General features: G+C 70.2%; 17 protein-coding genes. 12 read left to right on the forward strand and 5 right to left on the reverse strand.

What is annotated here, in order from left to right:
- The first annotated feature begins 7 nt into the window (after positions 1-7).
- Positions 8-394 carry a VOC family protein gene (locus tag ACAM51_RS03670; protein ID WP_218297618.1) on the forward strand — a complete coding sequence of 129 codons (387 nt, stop codon included), beginning with the start codon at positions 8-10 and terminating at the stop codon, positions 392-394.
- Positions 395-437: 43 nt separating this feature from the next.
- Here the strand turns inward: ACAM51_RS03670 and ACAM51_RS03675 are convergent, their stop codons facing one another.
- Positions 438-1,046, reverse strand: coding sequence for a TetR/AcrR family transcriptional regulator (locus ACAM51_RS03675; RefSeq protein WP_218297619.1), 609 nt, complete (start codon positions 1,044-1,046; stop codon positions 438-440).
- A 121-nt stretch (positions 1,047-1,167) separates the two neighbouring features.
- On the opposite strand from ACAM51_RS03675, the gene ACAM51_RS03680 reads away from it, so the two are divergent.
- The 5 genes from ACAM51_RS03680 to ACAM51_RS03700 all read left to right on the forward strand — a co-directional run bounded on the left by ACAM51_RS03680 (position 1,168) and on the right by ACAM51_RS03700 (position 7,126).
- Complete coding sequence (locus ACAM51_RS03680; protein WP_369642765.1) at positions 1,168-1,989, forward strand: metal-dependent hydrolase; 822 nt, start codon at positions 1,168-1,170, stop codon at positions 1,987-1,989.
- 133 nt (positions 1,990-2,122) lie between these two features.
- A complete protein-coding gene (locus ACAM51_RS03685; protein WP_218297621.1) occupies positions 2,123-3,556 on the forward strand; it encodes a TolC family protein in 1,434 nt (477 codons plus the stop codon).
- A gap of 30 nt (positions 3,557-3,586) precedes the next feature.
- Entirely contained in the window at positions 3,587-4,579 is a 993-nt protein-coding gene (locus ACAM51_RS03690) for an HlyD family secretion protein (protein WP_369642766.1), read from the forward strand.
- A 218-nt stretch (positions 4,580-4,797) separates the two neighbouring features.
- Positions 4,798-5,970 (forward strand): ABC transporter permease, encoded by a 1,173-nt coding sequence (locus ACAM51_RS03695; protein ID WP_369642767.1) that lies wholly within the window; start codon positions 4,798-4,800, stop codon positions 5,968-5,970.
- 1 nt (position 5,971) lies between these two features.
- Positions 5,972-7,126, forward strand: a complete 1,155-nt coding sequence (locus ACAM51_RS03700; RefSeq protein WP_369642768.1) for an ABC transporter permease — start codon at positions 5,972-5,974, stop codon at positions 7,124-7,126.
- Between the two features lie 56 nt (positions 7,127-7,182).
- On the opposite strand, the gene ACAM51_RS03705 is transcribed toward ACAM51_RS03700, so the two are convergent.
- The 3 genes from ACAM51_RS03705 to ACAM51_RS03715 all read right to left on the reverse strand — a co-directional run bounded on the left by ACAM51_RS03705 (position 7,183) and on the right by ACAM51_RS03715 (position 9,783).
- Positions 7,183-8,202, reverse strand: a complete 1,020-nt coding sequence (locus ACAM51_RS03705; protein ID WP_369643759.1) for an MBL fold metallo-hydrolase — start codon at positions 8,200-8,202, stop codon at positions 7,183-7,185.
- Positions 8,203-8,207: 5 nt separating this feature from the next.
- Positions 8,208-9,089, reverse strand: coding sequence for a bile acid:sodium symporter family protein (locus ACAM51_RS03710; protein ID WP_218341624.1), 882 nt, complete (start codon positions 9,087-9,089; stop codon positions 8,208-8,210).
- 169 nt (positions 9,090-9,258) lie between these two features.
- Positions 9,259-9,783, reverse strand: a complete 525-nt coding sequence (locus tag ACAM51_RS03715; protein WP_369642769.1) for a DUF962 domain-containing protein — start codon at positions 9,781-9,783, stop codon at positions 9,259-9,261.
- A 150-nt stretch (positions 9,784-9,933) separates the two neighbouring features.
- Between ACAM51_RS03715 and ACAM51_RS03720 the strand changes: the two genes are divergently transcribed.
- The 6 genes from ACAM51_RS03720 to ACAM51_RS03745 all read left to right on the forward strand — a co-directional run bounded on the left by ACAM51_RS03720 (position 9,934) and on the right by ACAM51_RS03745 (position 16,005).
- Entirely contained in the window at positions 9,934-10,638 is a 705-nt protein-coding gene (locus ACAM51_RS03720; RefSeq protein WP_218341623.1) for a Crp/Fnr family transcriptional regulator, read from the forward strand.
- A 104-nt stretch (positions 10,639-10,742) separates the two neighbouring features.
- Positions 10,743-12,176: an aldehyde dehydrogenase family protein gene (locus tag ACAM51_RS03725; RefSeq protein WP_218297629.1), complete on the forward strand. Its 1,434-nt coding sequence runs from the start codon at positions 10,743-10,745 to the stop codon at positions 12,174-12,176.
- A gap of 356 nt (positions 12,177-12,532) precedes the next feature.
- Positions 12,533-13,150: a DUF2889 domain-containing protein gene (locus ACAM51_RS03730; protein WP_218341621.1), complete on the forward strand. Its 618-nt coding sequence runs from the start codon at positions 12,533-12,535 to the stop codon at positions 13,148-13,150.
- 58 nt (positions 13,151-13,208) lie between these two features.
- The gene (locus tag ACAM51_RS03735; RefSeq protein WP_369642770.1) at positions 13,209-13,970 is read left to right on the forward strand and encodes an SDR family oxidoreductase; all 762 of its coding nucleotides are present in this window, start codon (positions 13,209-13,211) and stop codon (positions 13,968-13,970) included.
- A gap of 389 nt (positions 13,971-14,359) precedes the next feature.
- The gene (locus ACAM51_RS03740; RefSeq protein WP_369642771.1) at positions 14,360-15,334 is read left to right on the forward strand and encodes a hypothetical protein; all 975 of its coding nucleotides are present in this window, start codon (positions 14,360-14,362) and stop codon (positions 15,332-15,334) included.
- A 17-nt stretch (positions 15,335-15,351) separates the two neighbouring features.
- Complete coding sequence (locus tag ACAM51_RS03745) at positions 15,352-16,005, forward strand: hypothetical protein (RefSeq protein WP_369642772.1); 654 nt, start codon at positions 15,352-15,354, stop codon at positions 16,003-16,005.
- Between the two features lie 34 nt (positions 16,006-16,039).
- Here ACAM51_RS03745 and ACAM51_RS03750 read toward each other — a convergent pair whose 3' ends face one another.
- A complete protein-coding gene (locus tag ACAM51_RS03750) occupies positions 16,040-16,882 on the reverse strand; it encodes a type IV pili methyl-accepting chemotaxis transducer N-terminal domain-containing protein (protein ID WP_369642773.1) in 843 nt (280 codons plus the stop codon).
- Between the last annotated feature and the right edge of the window lie 73 nt (positions 16,883-16,955).

Consider the following 16,955-nt stretch of genomic DNA (forward strand, 5'->3'; position numbering starts at 1 on the left):
GCACGCCATGCCCATCGCTCTGGAATCAATCGACCACGTCGTCCTCACCGTTGCCAGCATCGACAAGACCATTGCGTTTTATGAGCGCGTGCTGGGCATGATCGCGCGGGAGTTCAAGCCCCGTCGGTACGCGCTGCACTTCGGCGCGCAAAAGATCAACCTGCACGAAGTGGGCACGGTGGTGGACCCCAATGTGCGCCATGCCACTGCGGGCTCGGGCGACCTGTGTTTTCTCACCAGGATGCCGCTTGACGATGTCATCGCGCACCTGCAGGCCGAAGGCGTCGCCATCGTGCAAGGCCCGGTGGGTGCAACGGGCGCACGCCACAGGCTGCGCTCGGTCTATATCTACGACCCGGACGAAAACCTGATCGAGATTGCCAACGAGGTGTGACCGGCTCGCGGCGCGGGCTGCGGCACCCGTGCCGGCAACACGCTCAGAATTCCGCCGAAATCGCGGCCCGCAGCAATGCTGCGGCGGGCTCCACCAGCTCCTGCAACTGGCCCGCCCGCTCCTGCTCGATCGCCTGCAGGACCATCTCGTTGATGCCGCCCACGACCGCCATGGCCATGGTGGGCTGCAGCGGCGTCTTGCGCAGGCGCTCGCCCGGGCGGTTGTTCACCACGTCCAGCATCAGGTCGGCCAGTTGCTGGTTGGCGCGCCGCCGCGCTCCCAGGCCCGGAGCGCCCAGGCCCAGGATCTCGATGAACAGCGTGCGCAGCAGCACCGGGTTGCGCGTGAGCACGCCGAAGTACGCACCCATCGCCTGCTCCACCTGCGCCTGCCAGTCGCTGTGCGGGTCGATCGCCGCGCGCAGCACCGCGATCGCATTGCCGCTGGCCACCTCGTACAGAGCGATCAGGCACTCGGCCTTGTCGGCGAAGTTCTCGTAGAACGTGCGGCGCGACACGCTGGCCTCGCGCACGATGTCGGCGATGGTGGTGTCGGCATAGCCTTTGGAGGCCACCGCACGGGCCATGCCCTCGAGCAGACGGGCGCGGGGCTCGGGGGCCGGGGCGGAGGGGGCGGCGTCAGGGGTCGGCATGCGGATGGGGGCAGGAATCACAGCGGGTACTTGACAGTACCACACCTGGCAGGCATGATCCAGATCATTGGTACTTACCAGTACCAGCCCTGTTCCCCGGCCTTCCCAAGGAGTGTTTTCCATGACCGAACTTGTTGTCCGCCGCCTGCTGATCGACCTTGAAACCCCGTTCGAGCGCCACTGGTGCGGGGGGGATGCGTTTCGCTCGGCGTTCTTCAATGCGCTGTCGATGAGCTTTCCGGTGGGTGAGCAGTTCTTCATCGACGCCGTGAAGGACGGCCACAAGGCCCTGCCGGCCGAACAGCATGCGCGGTTCGCGGACGAAGTGCGCGGCTTCATCGGCCAGGAGGCCACGCACCGCCGCATCCACGCGCTGTTCAACGGCCACCTGGAAAAGCAGGGCCTGGTCAACGAATGGGCTCCCCGCGCGCAGGAGCGCATGAAGCTTTTCGCCCATGCCGATCCGCGCCACCCGCTGGCCGTGACCGCCGCCAACGAGCACTTCACCGCCCTGCTGGCCGAATGGCTGCTGGCGCACCCCGAAACGCTCGCCGGCGCCGAGCCGCGCCTGGCCACGATGTGGCAATGGCACTGCGCCGAAGAATCGGAGCACCGGAACACGGCCTTCGACCTGTACCAGGCCCTGGGCGGCAACCACGAATGGCGCATCACCTGGTTTCGCCGCATCACCCTGGTGTTCCTGGGCGATGTGCTGCGCCAGACCCTGGGCAACCTGCGCCGCGACGGCACGCTGTGGAAGTGGAGCACCTGGGCCAGCGCCGCCCGCACGCTGTTTGGCAAGGGCGGCCTCGTGCGCGAGACGTGGCGGCCCTGGCGCGAATACCTGCGGCGCGACTTCCATCCCGGCCAGCACGGCAGCGACCTGTCCGCGCGCTGGCTGGCCGAACACAGCGACGCCTTCACCCCCGTGGGCGCGCGCTGATGCCGGCAACGGACCACCGCGCACCGCCCCTTTGACCCGCAAGCCCCGTGCTGCTACAAACCAACCACCTGCCCTGCACCGCGCGGCCTGCCCCCGGCCACCGGGGCAGGCGCTGACCACGACGAGCTGAAACATGACATCCAACAGAACGCACCGGCGCAAGAGCCGGGCAGGCGAAGCTTTGCTGTGCCTGATCGCCACCGTCCCCCTCGCGCTTGCCGCCGGGGCCGCACATGCGCAACCCATGGCGTTCGACGCCGCGCTGCAGCAGCTCGGCCAGCGTTCCGACCAGCTTGCCGCCTCGAAAAGCGCCATCGAGAGCGCACGGCTGCGCCGCGATGCGATGCAGCGCCTGGGCGGCCCGGTGGTCAACCTGACCGGAGCGGCCTATGCCTACAACGCCAACCTGGATGTGGACCTGAACCCGCTCAACCGCGTGCTGCCCGGCGTGCTGTCGCAGCTGCCGCCACAGCTGGCGGCCCCACTGGCGCAGCTGCCACACCTGCCGTCGAGCTACACGCTCAACCGCCACAAGAGCGACACCACCAGCTCCGTCTCGGCCGTCTGGCCGATCTACATGGGGGGCGCCAGCCAGGCGGCGCGCGGCCTGCTCGATGCGCAGACCCACGAGGCCGAGGCCGACGCCGCCAGGACGGGCCATGAAGCGACCACGCTGCTGGTGCAGCGCTACTTCGGCACCCAGCTGGCCGAGCGGGCGGCCGCGCTGCGCGAGGCGGCCCTGGCCACCATCGAGCAGCACGACGCGGCCGCGCAGAAGATGCTGGACGCCGGCGTGATCGCCCGCGTGGAGCGCCTGCAGGCCCGCTCCGCCCTGGAAGAGGCCCGCCGCAACGCCCGCAAGGCGCGCGACGACGCCGAGCTGGCCGCCACCGCCTTGACCCGCACGCTCAAGGCCAGCGAGCGCGTGACGCCCACCAGCCCGCTGTTCGTGCTGAACGGGCCGCTCGAGCCCCTGCCGCAGTTCATCGACACCGCGCTCGCGCGCCACCCGGGCCTGTCCAAGGTGGCCGCCAAGAAGGAGCAGGCCACGCAGCTGCACGCCGCGCAGGAGGCACTGCGCAAGCCCCAGGTGTTCGCCTTCGGCCAGCGCCAGCTCAAGACCGGCAAGGAGGCCGACTGGGTGGCGGGCGTGGGCGTGCGCTGGACGCTGTGGGATTCGATCGACCGCAATGCGCTGGCCGAGTCGTCCAACCGCCAGATCGAGCAGGCCGAGCGCACCGGCGCGCAGGCGCAGAACGACATCGCCCTGCTGGTGGAAAAGCGCTGGCTGGGCGTGGAGCAGGCCCGCCGCCAGTTCCTGGCCATGGCCCCCAGCCTGGAACTGGCCGACGAGGTGCTGCGCCTGCGCGCCGCGGGCCTGAAGGCCGGCACCAGCACCACGCTGGACCTGATCGACGCGCAGGTGAACCAGGCCAAGGCCCAGACTGAACGCGCCCAGGCGGCGCACGACTACGTGAAGGCCCTGGCCGACCTGCTGGAGAGCTGCGGCCTGTCGGAAGACTTTGGCAACTACATGGCGCGCGCCGATGCAGTGCGGCTGGAATGAACGAAGGCGAAACGAACGAAGGCGAATGACATGAGCAACAGCAAGAACAACAGCAAGAAGGCCGCCGTGATCGGCACCGTGGCCGTCGTGGCCGTGGCCGGTTTCGTGGGCTTTGGCCTGTGGAAGGCCTCGCAGCCCGCACCCGAGCTTTTCCAGGGCCAGATGGAGGCCCAGGAGGCCGACATCGCTCCCAAGGTGACCGCGCGCATCGCGAAGATCCTGGTGAAGGAAGGCGACCAGATCGCCGTGGGCGCGCCGCTGATCCGCATGGACAGCCCCGAAGTCAAGGCCAAGCTGGCCCAGGCCACCGCCGCGCAGGAGGCCGCCCAGGCCGTGGCCGACAAGGCCCAGCACGGCGCCCGCCCGCAGGAAATCGAAATGGCCCGGCTGAACTGGCAGCGCGCCGTGGCCGCCGCCGACCTGGCCGAGTCCTCCTTCAAGCGCGTGGACGGCCTGGCCCGCGAGGGCCTGGTGGCCGCGCAAAAGCGTGACGAGGCCGAGGCCAACTTCAAGGCATCGCGCGACCAGGCGCTGGCCGCCAGGGCCCAGTACGACCTGGCCCGCGCCGGCGCCCGCCCCGAAGACCGCTCGGCCGCCAGCGCCCAGGCGCGCCAGGTCGCGGGCGTGGTGGCCGAGGTCGAGGCCGCCCAGGCCGAGACCGAGCTCAAGAGCCCCGTGGCGGGCGAAGTGGCCAAGGTGCTGGCCCGCACCGGCGAACTCTCTCCCCAGGGCGTGGCCGTGGTCACCGTGGTGGACCTCAAGGACCAGTGGGTGGTGCTGAACGTGCGCGAGGACCGCCTGCAGCGCTTTGCCATCGGCAGCGAGTTCGACGCCACGCTGCCGGCCCTGGGCAACAAGGCGGTGAAGTTCAAGGTCTACCACACCGGCGCCCTGCCCGACTTCGCCACCTGGCGCGCCACGCGCGCGGGCCAGGGCTTCGACGCCCGCACCTTCGAGGTGCGCGCCCGCCCCGCCGCGCCCATCGAGGGCGCGCGCCCCGGCATGACGGTGCTGGTGCAGTGAAATGTACCGACACCCCCTGAGCGCCTGCGGCGCTTCCCCCCGGCTCTCGCAACGCTGTGCGTTGCGGGCAGGGGAACGCAGCCCTCGCCGCGGGGCGGCCCTTGTCCGGCTGCCCTGGCTGGGCCGCGCGTCTTTCACGCCCTGCGATGGCCGTGAAGCGCAATGGATCATCGATGTAAAAATTGCCTTCAGCGCTTGATAGATAAGCGCTAGCAGCTATGAATTCAATAGTAAACAGCTTTCGCCGCGAGGCCCGCCGCCTGGCGGCCGACCCCTGGGACCTGGCCATGGTCACCTGGGTGCCGCTGCTGGCCGTGGCGCTGCTGTGGTGGATTTTCTCGGCCGGCCTGCCGCGCCACCTGCCCGTGGGGGTGGTCGATGAGGACCACTCCAGCCTGTCGCGCCAGCTGGTGCGCATGCTCGACGCCACGCCGGGCGTGCGCATCGCGCAGAACCACGCCAACGCGGCCGAGGCGGAGCGCGCGCTGCGCGCCCTCGAGGTCTATGCCGTCGTCACCATCCCGCGCGACTTCGCGCGCACCGTGAAGGAAGGCCGCGCCGCCCAGGTCACGCTGCTGCACAACGCGCAGATGGGCACGCATTCGGGCCTGCTGCAGCGCGACGTGCGCGCCGCCGTGGGCACACTGTCGGCGGGCATCGAGATGGCCGCGCGCAACAAGCGCGGCGAAAGCGCGCAAGCCGTGCGCGTGAGCATGGAGCCCATCCACACGCAGCTGGTGGCGCTGTTCAACGTGTCGAGCAACTACGAGCAGTTCCTGGGCGCGGCGCTGATCCCCGCGCTGCTGCACATCCTGGCCATGACGGCCGGTGCCTGGACGGTGGGCCGCGAGCTGCGCGACCGCAGCCTGGGCGAGTGGCTGGGCACAGGCCGTTTCGTCCCTGTCGCAGGCGCCTTGCTGGGCAAGCTCGTGCTGCCCTGGGCCACGCTCACGCTGGTGGGCCTGCTGGCGCTGGCGGGCATCACCTGGGGCCGGGGCTGGCACCCGCCGGGCAGCCTGCCCTGGGTGGCCGCCGCGCTGGCGCTGCTGATGGCCGTGTCGTTGGCGGCGGGCGCGGCCCTGGCGGCCCTCACGCGCTCGCTGCGCACCGCGCTGTCGGGCGCGGGGTTCTTCGCGGCGCCGGCGTTCGCGTTCAGCGGCGTGGCGTTTCCCCTGGCGGGCATGCCCGCCAGCGCGCGCGCCTGGGCCGAGGCCATGCCATTCACGCACTACATCCGGCTGCAGATCGAGCAGTTGCAGATGGGCGCGCCGCTGGCCACCAGCGTGTCCACCATGGCGGCGCTGCTCATCGCCACCGGCGTGCTCTGGCTCGTGGCCGCCATGGGGCTGAGCCTTGCCGCGGGCCAGCCCGCCAGCTGGGGAGGCCGCTGACATGCACGTCCACACGAACCCCGCCCCCCAGGGCCTGCTGCACGCCTGGCTGCTGGCGCTGGCCACCATGGCGCGCGACAAGGGCGTGCTGCTGCTGCTGATCGGCGCGCCCGTGCTCTACGGTTTTTTCTACCCCTGGTTCTATGCCGACGAGGTGCTCACCCGCGTGCCCGTGGCGGTGGTGGACATGGACCACAGCAGCCTGTCGCGCCAGATCACGCGCTTTGCCGACGCCGACCCGCGCATCGAGGTGCGCCTGGTCACGGGCAGCGAGCGCGAGGCGCAGGAGGCCCTGTGGCGCGGCGAGATCGAAGGCTATGCGCTGATCCCCGCCAACCTCAAGCGCAGCGTGGTGCGCGGCGAGAACGCGGTGGTCAGCATCGAGGCCAACGGTGCCTATGCGCTGCTCAACAAGGCCGTGCAGTACGGCTTCGCCGAGGCGGTGGGCACGGTGTCCGCCGGGGTCGAGATCCGCAAGCTGCAGGCCGGCGGCCAGAGCGCGCAGCAGGCCGCGGCCAGCCGCGCGCCGGTGCAGCTGCAGATGGTGGCGCTCTTCAATCCCATCGAGGGCTATGGCAGCTTCGTGGTGCCCGCCGTGGCGCTGCTGATCCTGCAGCAGACCCTGCTCATGGGCGCCGCCCTGCTCACCGGCACCTGGGTGGAGGCCGGCGAGCACCGCGCCAGCGCCACCACCTGGCTGGGCCGCCTGCTGGCGCTGAGCACGCTGGGCTGGGCCAGCGGGCTGTTCTACTTTGGCTGGATCTTCGTGCTGCACGGCTACCCGCGCGGCGGCAACCCGCTGGGCGCGCTGGCGCTCCTGGCCTGCTACGTGCCCGCCATCGCCGCGCTGGGGTCGCTGCTGGGGCTGTGGTTCGGCAACCGCGAGCGCGCGCTGCAGGTACTGCTGTTCACCACGCTGCCCATCGCGTTCGTGGCCGGTTTCTCGTGGCCCGTGGAGGCCCTGCCCGAGCCGCTGCAGTGGCTGCGCTGGCTGCTGCCCAGCACCTCGGGCGTGCAGGCCTCGCTGCGGCTCAACCAGCTGGGCGCGCCGCTGTCGGCCGCCCTGCCCCACCTGTGCGCGCTGGTGGCGCTGTGCGCGGTGGCCACGGCGGCGCTGCTGTACAAGACCCGCCCCCGGCTCCTGCCAGCCGTCTGAGCACCACGCCGCGCCGGGCCCGCCGCCCTGCCCCCTCACCCCTCACCCCTCACCGCTCAACGGCGCGCGGGCAGCCCGGCCCACACGTCCATCGCCTGCCACTCCAGCGGCAGGCGGACATCCACGCCGTCGCGCGCGCCCCGCTCGCGCAGGTAGGCCATGGACACATCGAAGGCATCGAGCGGCGGGGGCATGGGCTGCATGGGCCGGCCCGGAGGCTGCCAGAAGTCGTCCCAGTGGATGGGAATGACGCGCCGGGCGCCCACGGCGGCGATCACCTCGGTCCACAGCGCATCGCGGTAGCTCTCGGGCCGGGGCCCCAGCGCGCCGATGCCCTGCAGCACCACGTCGGCCTGCACGCCGCGCAGCGCACCAGGCTCGAAGCCCGCGCTGCCCACGATGAGCAGCGTCCTGCCGCCATGCTCCACATGCAGGGCATAACTTTGCCCCTCCTTGTAGTCGCTGGCACGCACCGGCGGGTGCAGCGGGGCGGTGACCTCGCCCCCCGTGAAGCCGGTGGGCGCATGGCGGCTGGCGAACAGCGTCGCCGTGAAGCGGCCAAAGCGCTGCGGCTCGCCCAGCTTCGCCACGCGGATCTGCGCCTCGGCCAGGCCCCAGCCGCGCCCCACGTTGGCCGTGGACTCGGAGCCCAGCAGCAGCGCACCCATGCGCCGCGCGACCTCGGGCGCATCCATGGCGTGGTCGTAGTGCGAATGCACGGGGATCACCGCCGCCAGCCTGCCCGTTTCGCCCGGCAGGCCGGCACGCCGCAGGCCCTGCGTGATGGCCTGCATGTCGGGCTCCACCTTGCCCAGGAAGGTCTGCAGCTTGCCGGGGCGCGAGAAAAATCCGTCCGTCATCAGCGCCGTCTCGCCATCGTCCAGCAGCACGGTGGAAACGCCCAGGAAGGTCACCTTGACGGGTGGCGGCGCCTCGCCGCCAGCGGGCACCTTCCAGCGCAGATCCGCGTACGGCTGCAGCGAGGGGTGCTGCTGCAGCGCCCAGGCCAGCGCGCCCAGCGCGAACACCGCCAGCAGCCCCAGGGCCAGCAGCGCCTTCTTCATCAGCGGCCGCATCGCGCTCACGCCACCTTGGCCGCGGCCGCCGTGCCAGGGCGGCGCAGCACCAGCATGCCGAACAGCGTGGCCAGGAGGTACATGCTGACCGAGTAGATGGCGGCGGGCAGCGCGAGCTGGAAGTTGCCGAGCACCGACAGCGCGATGAAGATCGCGAGCGTGGAATTGTGGATGCCGATCTCGAAGCTGATCGCCGTGGCCATGGACTTGTCCAGCCCCGCCGCGCGTGCGAGGTAGTAGCCCGATGCGAGGCTGATGGCGTTGAACAGCAGCACGGCCGGGCCGATGCCCGCAAAGGACTCCACGAGCGCCGTCCACTCCTTGGCGATGGCGATGAGCGCGAACGCCGCCAGCACCACGGCGCTGAAGATCTTCATGGGCTTTTCCATGCGTGCGCTGAACGCCGGCGCGCGCCGGTGCACCGCCATGCCCAGCACCACGGGCACCAGCACGATGACGATCACCTCCACCACCTTGCCGAACTGCAGCGGCACCACCTGGCCCGTGCGGGCAAAGGTGTCGATGGCCCAGTTGGTGATGAGCGGCAGGCTCGCGATGGACAGCACGGTGTTGATGGCGGTGAGCGAGATGTTCATCGCCACGTTGCCGCCGAACAGATGGCTGAACAGGTTGGCCGACACGCCGCCGGGCGATGCCGCCAGCAGCATCAGCCCCACCGCGTAGACGGGGGCCACGCCCAGCAGCACGATGAGGGCGTAGCACGCCGCCGGCAGCACCAGCACCTGCAGCACCAGGGCCAGCAGCACCGCGCGCGGATGCTGCAGCAGGCGCCTGAAGTCGCCCACCGTGAGCGACAGGCCCAGACCGAACATGACCAGCCCGAGCGCAATGAACAGCAGGGTGGGAAGGATGGAAACAAAGCTCATGTGCACACACGGCCCGCAGAGGGCCGTGCTCCGTTCAAAGCGGGTGGAAACGGCGATGCCCACGGCGCCACAAGGGCGCCGTGGGCGGAGTGCCGCGACCGGACGACAAGGAGAGAGAGAAAGAGAAGGAAAAAGGGACAGCGAGGCGGGCGGAAAAAGCGGCGTGCCCCTAGGCCGCCGCCTGGCCCGTGCGCAGGCGCACCGGTCCGCTGCGCAGTTCGATGGCGGCCTGCACTTCCTTGCGCAGGCCCAGCGCGAAGGCCCACTCGGCCACCACGAACAGCGGGCCCACGATCAGGCCCACGAGGTCGTCCACGAACGCGGGCTTGCGGCCTTCGTAATGGTGGCCCACGAACTGGATCACCCAGCCCACGGCGAACAGGCCGACGCCCGTGGCCAGCCACACGGCCATGGACTGCAGCGCCACCCACTGCGCCACCACCAGCATCGCGGCCAGCAGCGCCGCCATGGCCAGGCCAAAACGCAGGTCGAGCCGCAGGTAGAAGACGCTGCTGGCCAGCGCGCAGAACAGCGCCGGGGTCAGGGGCAGGCCGCCCACCGCCCACGCGGGGCGCGAGAGCAGCACCACCACCGCGAACATGATCATCGGCACGCCCACGAAGTGGGTGTGGATGTTGCGCGGGTCGCGGTGGTAGTCGGCGTACTGGGCCAGGTGGTCGATCAGGGTTTTCATGGGTGTCTCCTGGTATTGTTTTGAGCAGGATCAATGGTCGCCCCGCAGGGGCCGCAACGTCTGTCGTACACACGACAAAAAGCCCCCTTCCCTTCAGCACTTCCCCTCCAGCCCCTTCCTTCCGCCCCGCGCGCGCCCCGCCCTCCCCGCATGACCCACCCCGCCGCCTACCTGCCCGTTCTCCAGTCCGGCCGCTGGTTTGCCCACCTGCCGCCGGACTTTGCCCAGCCGCTGATCGCCATGGCCCACCTGCGCCAGTTGCAGCCGGGCGAGGTGCTGTTCCTGCGCGGCGACGCGCCCTGCGGGCTGTACGCGGTGGTGCGCGGGGCCATCAGCATCTCGGGCACGGGCGGGCGGGCGCACGAGGCGCGCGCTGCGCTGCTCACGCGGCTGGAGCCGCCGCACTGGTTTGGCGAGATCTCGGTGTTCGACGGCTCGGCGCGCACCCACGACGCCCATGCCGCCGAGGCCAGCACGCTGCTGCAGGTGCCGCACGAACGGCTGCAGGCCTGGCTGCAGGCCCACCCGCAACACTGGCATGCGCTGGCCCTGCTGCTCACCGACAAGCTGCGCACCGCCTTCGTGGCCATGGAGGAACTGGCGCTGCTGCCCGCCCCGCAGCGCCTGGCACGCCGCCTGGTGATGATGGCCGAGGGCTACGGCCAGTGGACGGCCGAGGGCCAGTCGCGCCGCGTGATCGGCATCTCGCAGGAGCAGCTGTCGCTGATGCTGGCCATCTCGCGCCAGACCACCAACCAGATCCTCAAGGACCTGGAGTCGCGCCACCTGGTGCGCGTGCAGCGTGGCGAGGTGGAGATCTTGGACCTGGCGGCGCTGCGGGCCACCTGCTATTGAATTACTATTAAATATATAGCAACCAGCGCTTTACCATCAAGCGCCATAGCCATTTTTCATACAAATAGTAAGCACACATTCCATTTCCGGGCAAAATGACGGCCATGCAACTGAACTACATCGCCAACGCCTCGGTTCCGTCCGCCTCGGGCCGCACGATCCCCGTGATCGACCCGTCCGACGGCCAGACCTTCGACGAAATCCAGCGCAGCAACGCCGACGACATCGATGCGGCGGTGCATGCGGCGCGCCAGTGCTACCACGCGGTGTGGCAGAAGATGGCGCCCGTGGAGCGCGGCCGCCTGCTGCAAAAGCTCTCGGCCAAGATCCTGGAGCATGCCGACGAACTCACGGCCCTGGAGCAGCGCGACTGCGGCAAGCCCACCAAGCAGGCACGCGCCGACGCCATTGCGCTGGCGCGCTACTTCGAGTTCTACGCCGGTGCGTGCGACAAGTTCCACGGCGAGACAATTCCCTACCCCGACGGCTACAGCGTGCTGACTTGGCGCGAACCCCACGGCGTGACGGGCCACGTCATCCCCTGGAACTACCCCATGCAGATCTTCGGCCGCAGCGTGGGCGGCGCCCTGGCGGCGGGCAACGTCTGCGTGGTCAAGCCCGCCGAGGACGCCTGCCTGTCGCTGATCCGCGTGGCGCAGCTGGCGGCCGAGGTGGGCTTCCCCTCCGGCGCGCTGAACATCGTCACCGGCTACGGCCACGAGGTGGGCGACGCGCTGGCGCGCCACCCCGGCATCGACCACATCAGCTTCACCGGCAGCCCCAAGATCGGCACGCTGATCCAGCAGGTGGCCGCAGAGCGCCACTGCCCCGTCACGCTGGAGCTGGGCGGCAAGAGCCCGCAGATCATCTTTGCCGATGCCGACCTGGACGCCGCCATTCCCGTGGTCATCAACGCCATCGTGCAGAACGCCGGGCAGACCTGCTCGGCGGGCTCGCGCGTGCTGATCGACTCGCTGATCTATGAGCCCCTGCTCGAACGCCTGGGCAAGGCGTTTGAAAAGCTGCGCGTGGGCCCTGCCGCCATGGACCTGGACGTGGGCCCGCTGATCCGCCAGACGCAGCAGCAGCGCGTGTGGGACTTCCTGTCCGACGCGCAGGTGGCCGGCATCCCCATGGTGGCCCAGGGCGTGGTGGTGGACGAAGCCCCCGAGACCGGCTACTACCAGGCCCCCACGCTGCTGCGCGATGTGCCTGTGCAGCACCGCCTGGCGCAGGAAGAAGTCTTCGGCCCCGTGCTGTCGGCCATGGCCTTCCAGGACGAGGACCATGCGGTGGAACTCGCCAACGCCACGCAGTTCGGCCTGGTGGCCGGGATCTGGACGCGCGACGGTGCGCGCCAGTTCCGCATGGCCAAGCGCGTGCACAGCGGGCAGGTGTTCATCAACAACTACGGCGCTGCGGGCGGTGTGGAGCTGCCGTTTGGCGGCGTCAAATCCAGCGGCTACGGGCGCGAAAAGGGCTTTGAGGCGCTGTACGGCTTCACCACCTTGAAGACCGTCGCCATCAAGTACGGTTGAAGGCCTTAGAACGTGTTCACGATCTCCCAGGGGTCGCGCAGTGGTTTTTGCGGGATGGGATGCAAGGCGCGGTGGGCAGCCAATAGCTCGGCTATTGGCAAGCGCCGCAACGCCGCAGACCGCCCGCAAAGACCACTGCCCGAAGGGTTGGAGCGAAATCGGGCGATTGGGCGCCTCGGCTGCTTGCATGGGCATGAGCCCATGCGGCGCATCCGAAGCATCCACTCATCCCGATTGCGCTCCAACGCGATCCCCTGCGAGATCGTGAACACGTTCTCAGTGTCCCGCCCGCGCACGACGGCACGGGCAGGCCCCGCTAACCTCGGCTGCTTCTGTACGACGATTTTTCTTCCTCCATGCCCCTGAGCCCCCCCGCCCCCCGCACCCTGAAGCATGTCCGCCGGGTGAACTACCAGGGCTTTGAACGCGACGATGGCCTGTGGGACATCGAGGGCGAGCTGCACGACAGCAAGGCCTACGACGCCCCCTCGCACCGCGACCCGACGCGCACGCGCCTGGCGGGTGAGGCCATCCACCACATGTGGCTGCGCGTGACCGTGAACCGCCAGCTGGTGGTGCAGGCGGTGGACGTGTCCATGGACTCGCACCCGCTCAAAGGCTGCACCGAGGCCCAGGCGGCGCTGCAGCGCATGGTGGGCTGCAGCATGGCGCGCGGCTGGCGCCAGGCCATTCAGAAGCACCTGGGCGGCGTGGAAAGCTGCACACACCTGCGCGAACTGCTGTTCAACCTGGCCACGGCGGCCTTCCAGTCGGTGCCTGCGGTGTTTGCCGCCAGCCACCCCGACGAGCCGCCGCGCCACCTGGGCCAGTGCACGGGGTGGGACTTCAACGGCAGCGGCGTGAAGGAATTTTTCCCCCAGTTCCATGGCCGGGAATCCAAGGCACCCGCCCCGGCCGCCCCGACGGCCCCTGCCACTGAAGTTTCAGCCCCATCGGGCTCTAGCGCTGGTTGAATAAGCGCTGGCAGCTATCAATTTTGATATATCTCACCACAACCCATCGGAGACACCCATGCGTGTGCAGAACAAATCCATCATCGTCACCGGCGCCGGCAACGGCATTGGCGAAGGCATCGCCAAGCGCCTGGCCGCGGAGGGCGGCAAGGTCATCGTCAATGACATCAACGAGGCAGGAGGCCAGCGCGTGGTGGCCGAGATCACGGCGGCAGGCGGCACGGCCGCTTTCTTCAAGGCCGACGTGACGAAGTCCGCCGAAGTGAAGGCCATGGTGGACGAGGCCGTGCGCCTGTACGGCCGCCTGGACGTGGTGGTGAACAACGCGGGCTGGACGCACCGCAACCGCCCCATGCTCGAAGTGAGCGAGGACGAGTTCGACAAGGTCTATGCCATCAACATGAAGAGCATCTACCTGTCGGCCATCCACGCCGTGCCCGCATTGCGCAAGGCCGGTGGCGGCAGCATCATCAACATCGCCTCCACCGCCGGCCTGCGCCCCCGCCCGGGCCTGACCTGGTACAACGGCTCCAAGGGCGCCGTCATCATCACCAGCAAGTCCATGGCCGCCGAGCTGGGCCCCGACAACATCCGCGTGAACTGCATCAACCCCGTGTTCAACCCCGACACCGGCCTGGCCGCCGAGTTCGCGGGCGGCCCGGTGGACGAGGCGCGCCGCGCCAAGTTCCTGGCCACCATTCCGCTGGGCCGCTTCTCCACCGCGCTGGACGTGGCCAACGCCGCGCTGTACCTGGCGAGCGACGAGGCGTCCTTCGTCAGCGGCGTGTGCATCGAGGTGGACGGCGGGCGCTGCGTGTAGGCACCTGCTGGCGGTCTCGCAAGGGATCGCGCCCGGGCGCCCGCCACCTGCAAGGCCGCCGGAGGCCGCCCCGCGCAGGCACAAGCCGCACCAGGGAGGTGCGGATTGATTGACGGTTGCAGGGCAGCTGCCTATAGTGCCGCCCATCCATGTTTGCAAGCGCCTCTCCCGTCACGACCCCCAGCGGCACCGCGCCGCTGCGCCGTGCCGCGCGCTCGCAAGCCACCCTCCAGGCCGGCGACCGCCGGGTCTGCACGCTTGCTGCAGACTCCTGAGCCCGGCGACACCCTCTCCCCCACGTTCTTTCGCGCACCTCCTGTCGCCGGGCCCATCCCCCAGGCGCTTGCTTGCGCCCAGGCCACGGCCCGGGGCAGCCTTGAGGAGTGTTGATGCCCCCGTTCCCTTCCGGCGAGATATCGCTCGCCCCGTGCCCCCCCGCGCGCCACGACCCCGCCGACGGAGCCGCTGCCGGCCTGACGGCCGCCACCGACATCACCCGCCACTTCATCCGCGCCAAACGGCCCTGCGCCGACGGCTACCGCTGGTACCTGCGCCGCCAGGAGGGCGCCAGCAACTACCAGGCCCTGCTGGACGACCTGGTGCGCGAAGGCCGGGTGGAGGACGCCTGCTGGATGCTCGACCAGTTCGGCCCCACCAACGACGTGCTGGAGGTGGACCATCTGGAGGCCGACGCGCTGGTGTTCGCCGGCAGCGTTCGGTGCCAGGGCAGCGCCGACGTGGACGGTGTGCTGCGCACCGGCCGCAGCCTCAGCGTGCTGGGCGGCCTGCGGGTGGGCGGTGCGCTGCGGGTGGGAGAAGACCTGCGCGTCGCGGGCGCGCTGCGCTGTGAGGGCAGCGTGCGGCTGCACGGCGATGCGCGCGTGGGCGGCTCCCTGGTGGTGGCGCAGCGGCTGCAGTGCACAGGCGGCCTGCGCGTGGGCGGCGAGCTGGACGCTGGCGCCTCGGCCCACATCGGCGGCCACTGCACCGTGGGCCAGGACCTGCGCGTGGCAGGCGCCCTGGACGGCGGCGGAGGCATCAAGGTGGGCGGCCACCTGCACGGCGACGCGGCCGTGCAGGCCACGCACGGCCTGCAGGTGGCGGGCGACGTGGACTGCCGCGGCCACCTGCAGGTGGGCTCGGGCGTCCGCGCGGGCGGGCGCATCCACGCAGGAGGGGCCATCCGCGCGGGCGAAAGCCTGTCGGCGGGGGAAACCATCGCGGCGGGTGAAGCCTATGGCGTGTACGCCGGCCTGGTGGTGCCACTGCCCGACTGGCCCCACAGCGCCCGGGTGTGCGCCCGTGAGCAGCCCGCGCGCCTGCTGAGCGGCTGCTGGACCGATGGCCCGGGGCACACGCCATGATGCCCGGGGCCTGCGCCTTGCACCTCGCGCCCCGCATCGCCCCCTGTGCCCCGGCCGGGCGGGGCTGGCTGGGTGCGCTGGGCCACCTGCTGACCGAACTGCGCATCGACGTGGACCTGTCGGGCCGCGACATCCAGCGCGAGTTCGACGCACTGCACGAACGCATCCGCACCAACCACCGCACCCGCGAGGCGATGCGCGCGCTGCCCCTGCGCCTGCACGGGCTGGAGTTGCGCCTGCGCGAAGCCGACGGCGAGTATTTTGTCTACGCCATCGACCCGCAGCGCAACCGCATCGTGGCCTACACCGTGTTCAACCGGCTGGTCGAGGTGGACCGCCGCACCGACCGCCACCTGCGCGCGCCCCACACCAAGGTGGTGGACGGCTACCGCCGCATGGGCATTGCCTCCGCCATCTACCGCTGGTGGCTGGACTCGGGCCGCAGCCTCATGACCGGGGCACGCCAGTCCGCCGGGGCCCACGGCCTGTGGATGGCCCTGGCGCGCGACTATGAGCTGGCGGCGGTGCGCATCGACGCGCACAAACGCGTGCAGCGCCTGCCCCTGCCACCACCCCCGGGATTCTTCGACGCGCTGGACACCCGGCTGGTGCTGGTGGGGCGCGATTGCCGCCTGGCGGACTTCACGCAGCACGCGGCCTGCAGCGGCTGATGGGGGGCCGGATGGCCGGATTGCCCCCGGACGCTCAGCCCAGCACCTCGCGCAGGGCTGCCTCGTACAGGTTGGTGAGCTTGTCCATCACGCCCAGCAGGCGCTCGCTGGTGGTGGCCACGGCGTTGAGCCCCACGTCATCGGCCGGGCGGCGCAGGGCCGATTCAAAGAACAGCCACTGCGAGTCGGCCAGCTCCAGCTCGTTGCGGATGGCGGGGGTGGACACCGGCGCCGCCTTCAACGTCTGCAGTGCCTGGCGGAAGTCGGCGGCGTCGGAGGCCAGTTGCGCCTGCACTACCTTGGACTCCACCTTGGCCGCGTGCAGAAAGTAGTTCTTGGCCAGGCGCTGCGACAGCATGCGCTGGCGGCCCGCCAGGTTCACCAGCCGCGCGCTGGGGGCCTGCGCCAGCCTCTCGATCGACTCGGTCACGGCCTGGGAAACCAGCAGCGTGCGGTCGGCCTGGTCGGACGCCGCCACCACCAGCGCCGTCTGGGTGGCTGGCACGGCGGTCAACTGGTTGAGCAGGGCAAACTGCTTTTGCACTTCTTCCAGCTGGCGCCCCACGTCGGCCGGCCAGCGCCCCGACTGCAGGCCCCGCGCCAGTTCGCTGCTGCCCGACTGCACCATCTTGCGCGCCAGCCCCATCGCATCCACCGCCGCCCCCGGCAGCACCTGCAGGTACTGCTGGCAATAGGCCTTGGCCATCCGCTGCGACAGGGCGCGGAACCAGCCCGCATAGTTGATGGCCCCCGACAGCCCTATCTGCGCCTGGGCACTGTGGCCCCAGGTGGGCAGCAGGATGCCCGCCGCCACCCATTGAACCGCCACGCGGCGCTGGCATGGCAGGGCGTCGGCGAAGAACTCACGAACTGGCATGGGAATCCCCTGAAATCGGATGCCGTATTGTTGCAATGCAACATCCAGAGCGCCCTGCGCCATGTCAAAGGCG

It is taken from the genome of Acidovorax sp. A79, from assembly GCF_041154505.1.
Classification (GTDB): domain Bacteria; phylum Pseudomonadota; class Gammaproteobacteria; order Burkholderiales; family Burkholderiaceae_C; genus Acidovorax.

Excerpts from the sequence above, each read along its gene's own strand:
- ACAM51_RS03750 (WP_369642773.1), bottom strand. The coding sequence starts at position 16,882 with ATGCCAGTTCGTGAGTTCTTCGCCGACGCCCTGCCATGCCAGCGCCGC.
- ACAM51_RS03710 (WP_218341624.1), bottom strand. The coding sequence starts at position 9,089 with ATGAGCTTTGTTTCCATCCTTCCCACCCTGCTGTTCATTGCGCTCGGG.
- ACAM51_RS03680 (WP_369642765.1), top strand. The coding sequence starts at position 1,168 with ATGACCGAACTTGTTGTCCGCCGCCTGCTGATCGACCTTGAAACCCCG.
- ACAM51_RS03675 (WP_218297619.1), bottom strand. The coding sequence starts at position 1,046 with ATGCCGACCCCTGACGCCGCCCCCTCCGCCCCGGCCCCCGAGCCCCGC.
- ACAM51_RS03700 (WP_369642768.1), top strand. The coding sequence starts at position 5,972 with ATGCACGTCCACACGAACCCCGCCCCCCAGGGCCTGCTGCACGCCTGG.
- ACAM51_RS03690 (WP_369642766.1), top strand. The coding sequence starts at position 3,587 with ATGAGCAACAGCAAGAACAACAGCAAGAAGGCCGCCGTGATCGGCACC.
- ACAM51_RS03720 (WP_218341623.1), top strand. The coding sequence starts at position 9,934 with ATGACCCACCCCGCCGCCTACCTGCCCGTTCTCCAGTCCGGCCGCTGG.
- ACAM51_RS03705 (WP_369643759.1), bottom strand. The coding sequence starts at position 8,202 with ATGCGGCCGCTGATGAAGAAGGCGCTGCTGGCCCTGGGGCTGCTGGCG.
- ACAM51_RS03670 (WP_218297618.1), top strand. The coding sequence starts at position 8 with ATGCCCATCGCTCTGGAATCAATCGACCACGTCGTCCTCACCGTTGCC.
- ACAM51_RS03740 (WP_369642771.1), top strand. The coding sequence starts at position 14,360 with ATGCCCCCGTTCCCTTCCGGCGAGATATCGCTCGCCCCGTGCCCCCCC.
- ACAM51_RS03725 (WP_218297629.1), top strand. The coding sequence starts at position 10,743 with ATGCAACTGAACTACATCGCCAACGCCTCGGTTCCGTCCGCCTCGGGC.
- ACAM51_RS03685 (WP_218297621.1), top strand. The coding sequence starts at position 2,123 with ATGACATCCAACAGAACGCACCGGCGCAAGAGCCGGGCAGGCGAAGCT.
- ACAM51_RS03715 (WP_369642769.1), bottom strand. The coding sequence starts at position 9,783 with ATGAAAACCCTGATCGACCACCTGGCCCAGTACGCCGACTACCACCGC.
- ACAM51_RS03695 (WP_369642767.1), top strand. The coding sequence starts at position 4,798 with ATGAATTCAATAGTAAACAGCTTTCGCCGCGAGGCCCGCCGCCTGGCG.
- ACAM51_RS03735 (WP_369642770.1), top strand. The coding sequence starts at position 13,209 with ATGCGTGTGCAGAACAAATCCATCATCGTCACCGGCGCCGGCAACGGC.
- ACAM51_RS03730 (WP_218341621.1), top strand. The coding sequence starts at position 12,533 with ATGCCCCTGAGCCCCCCCGCCCCCCGCACCCTGAAGCATGTCCGCCGG.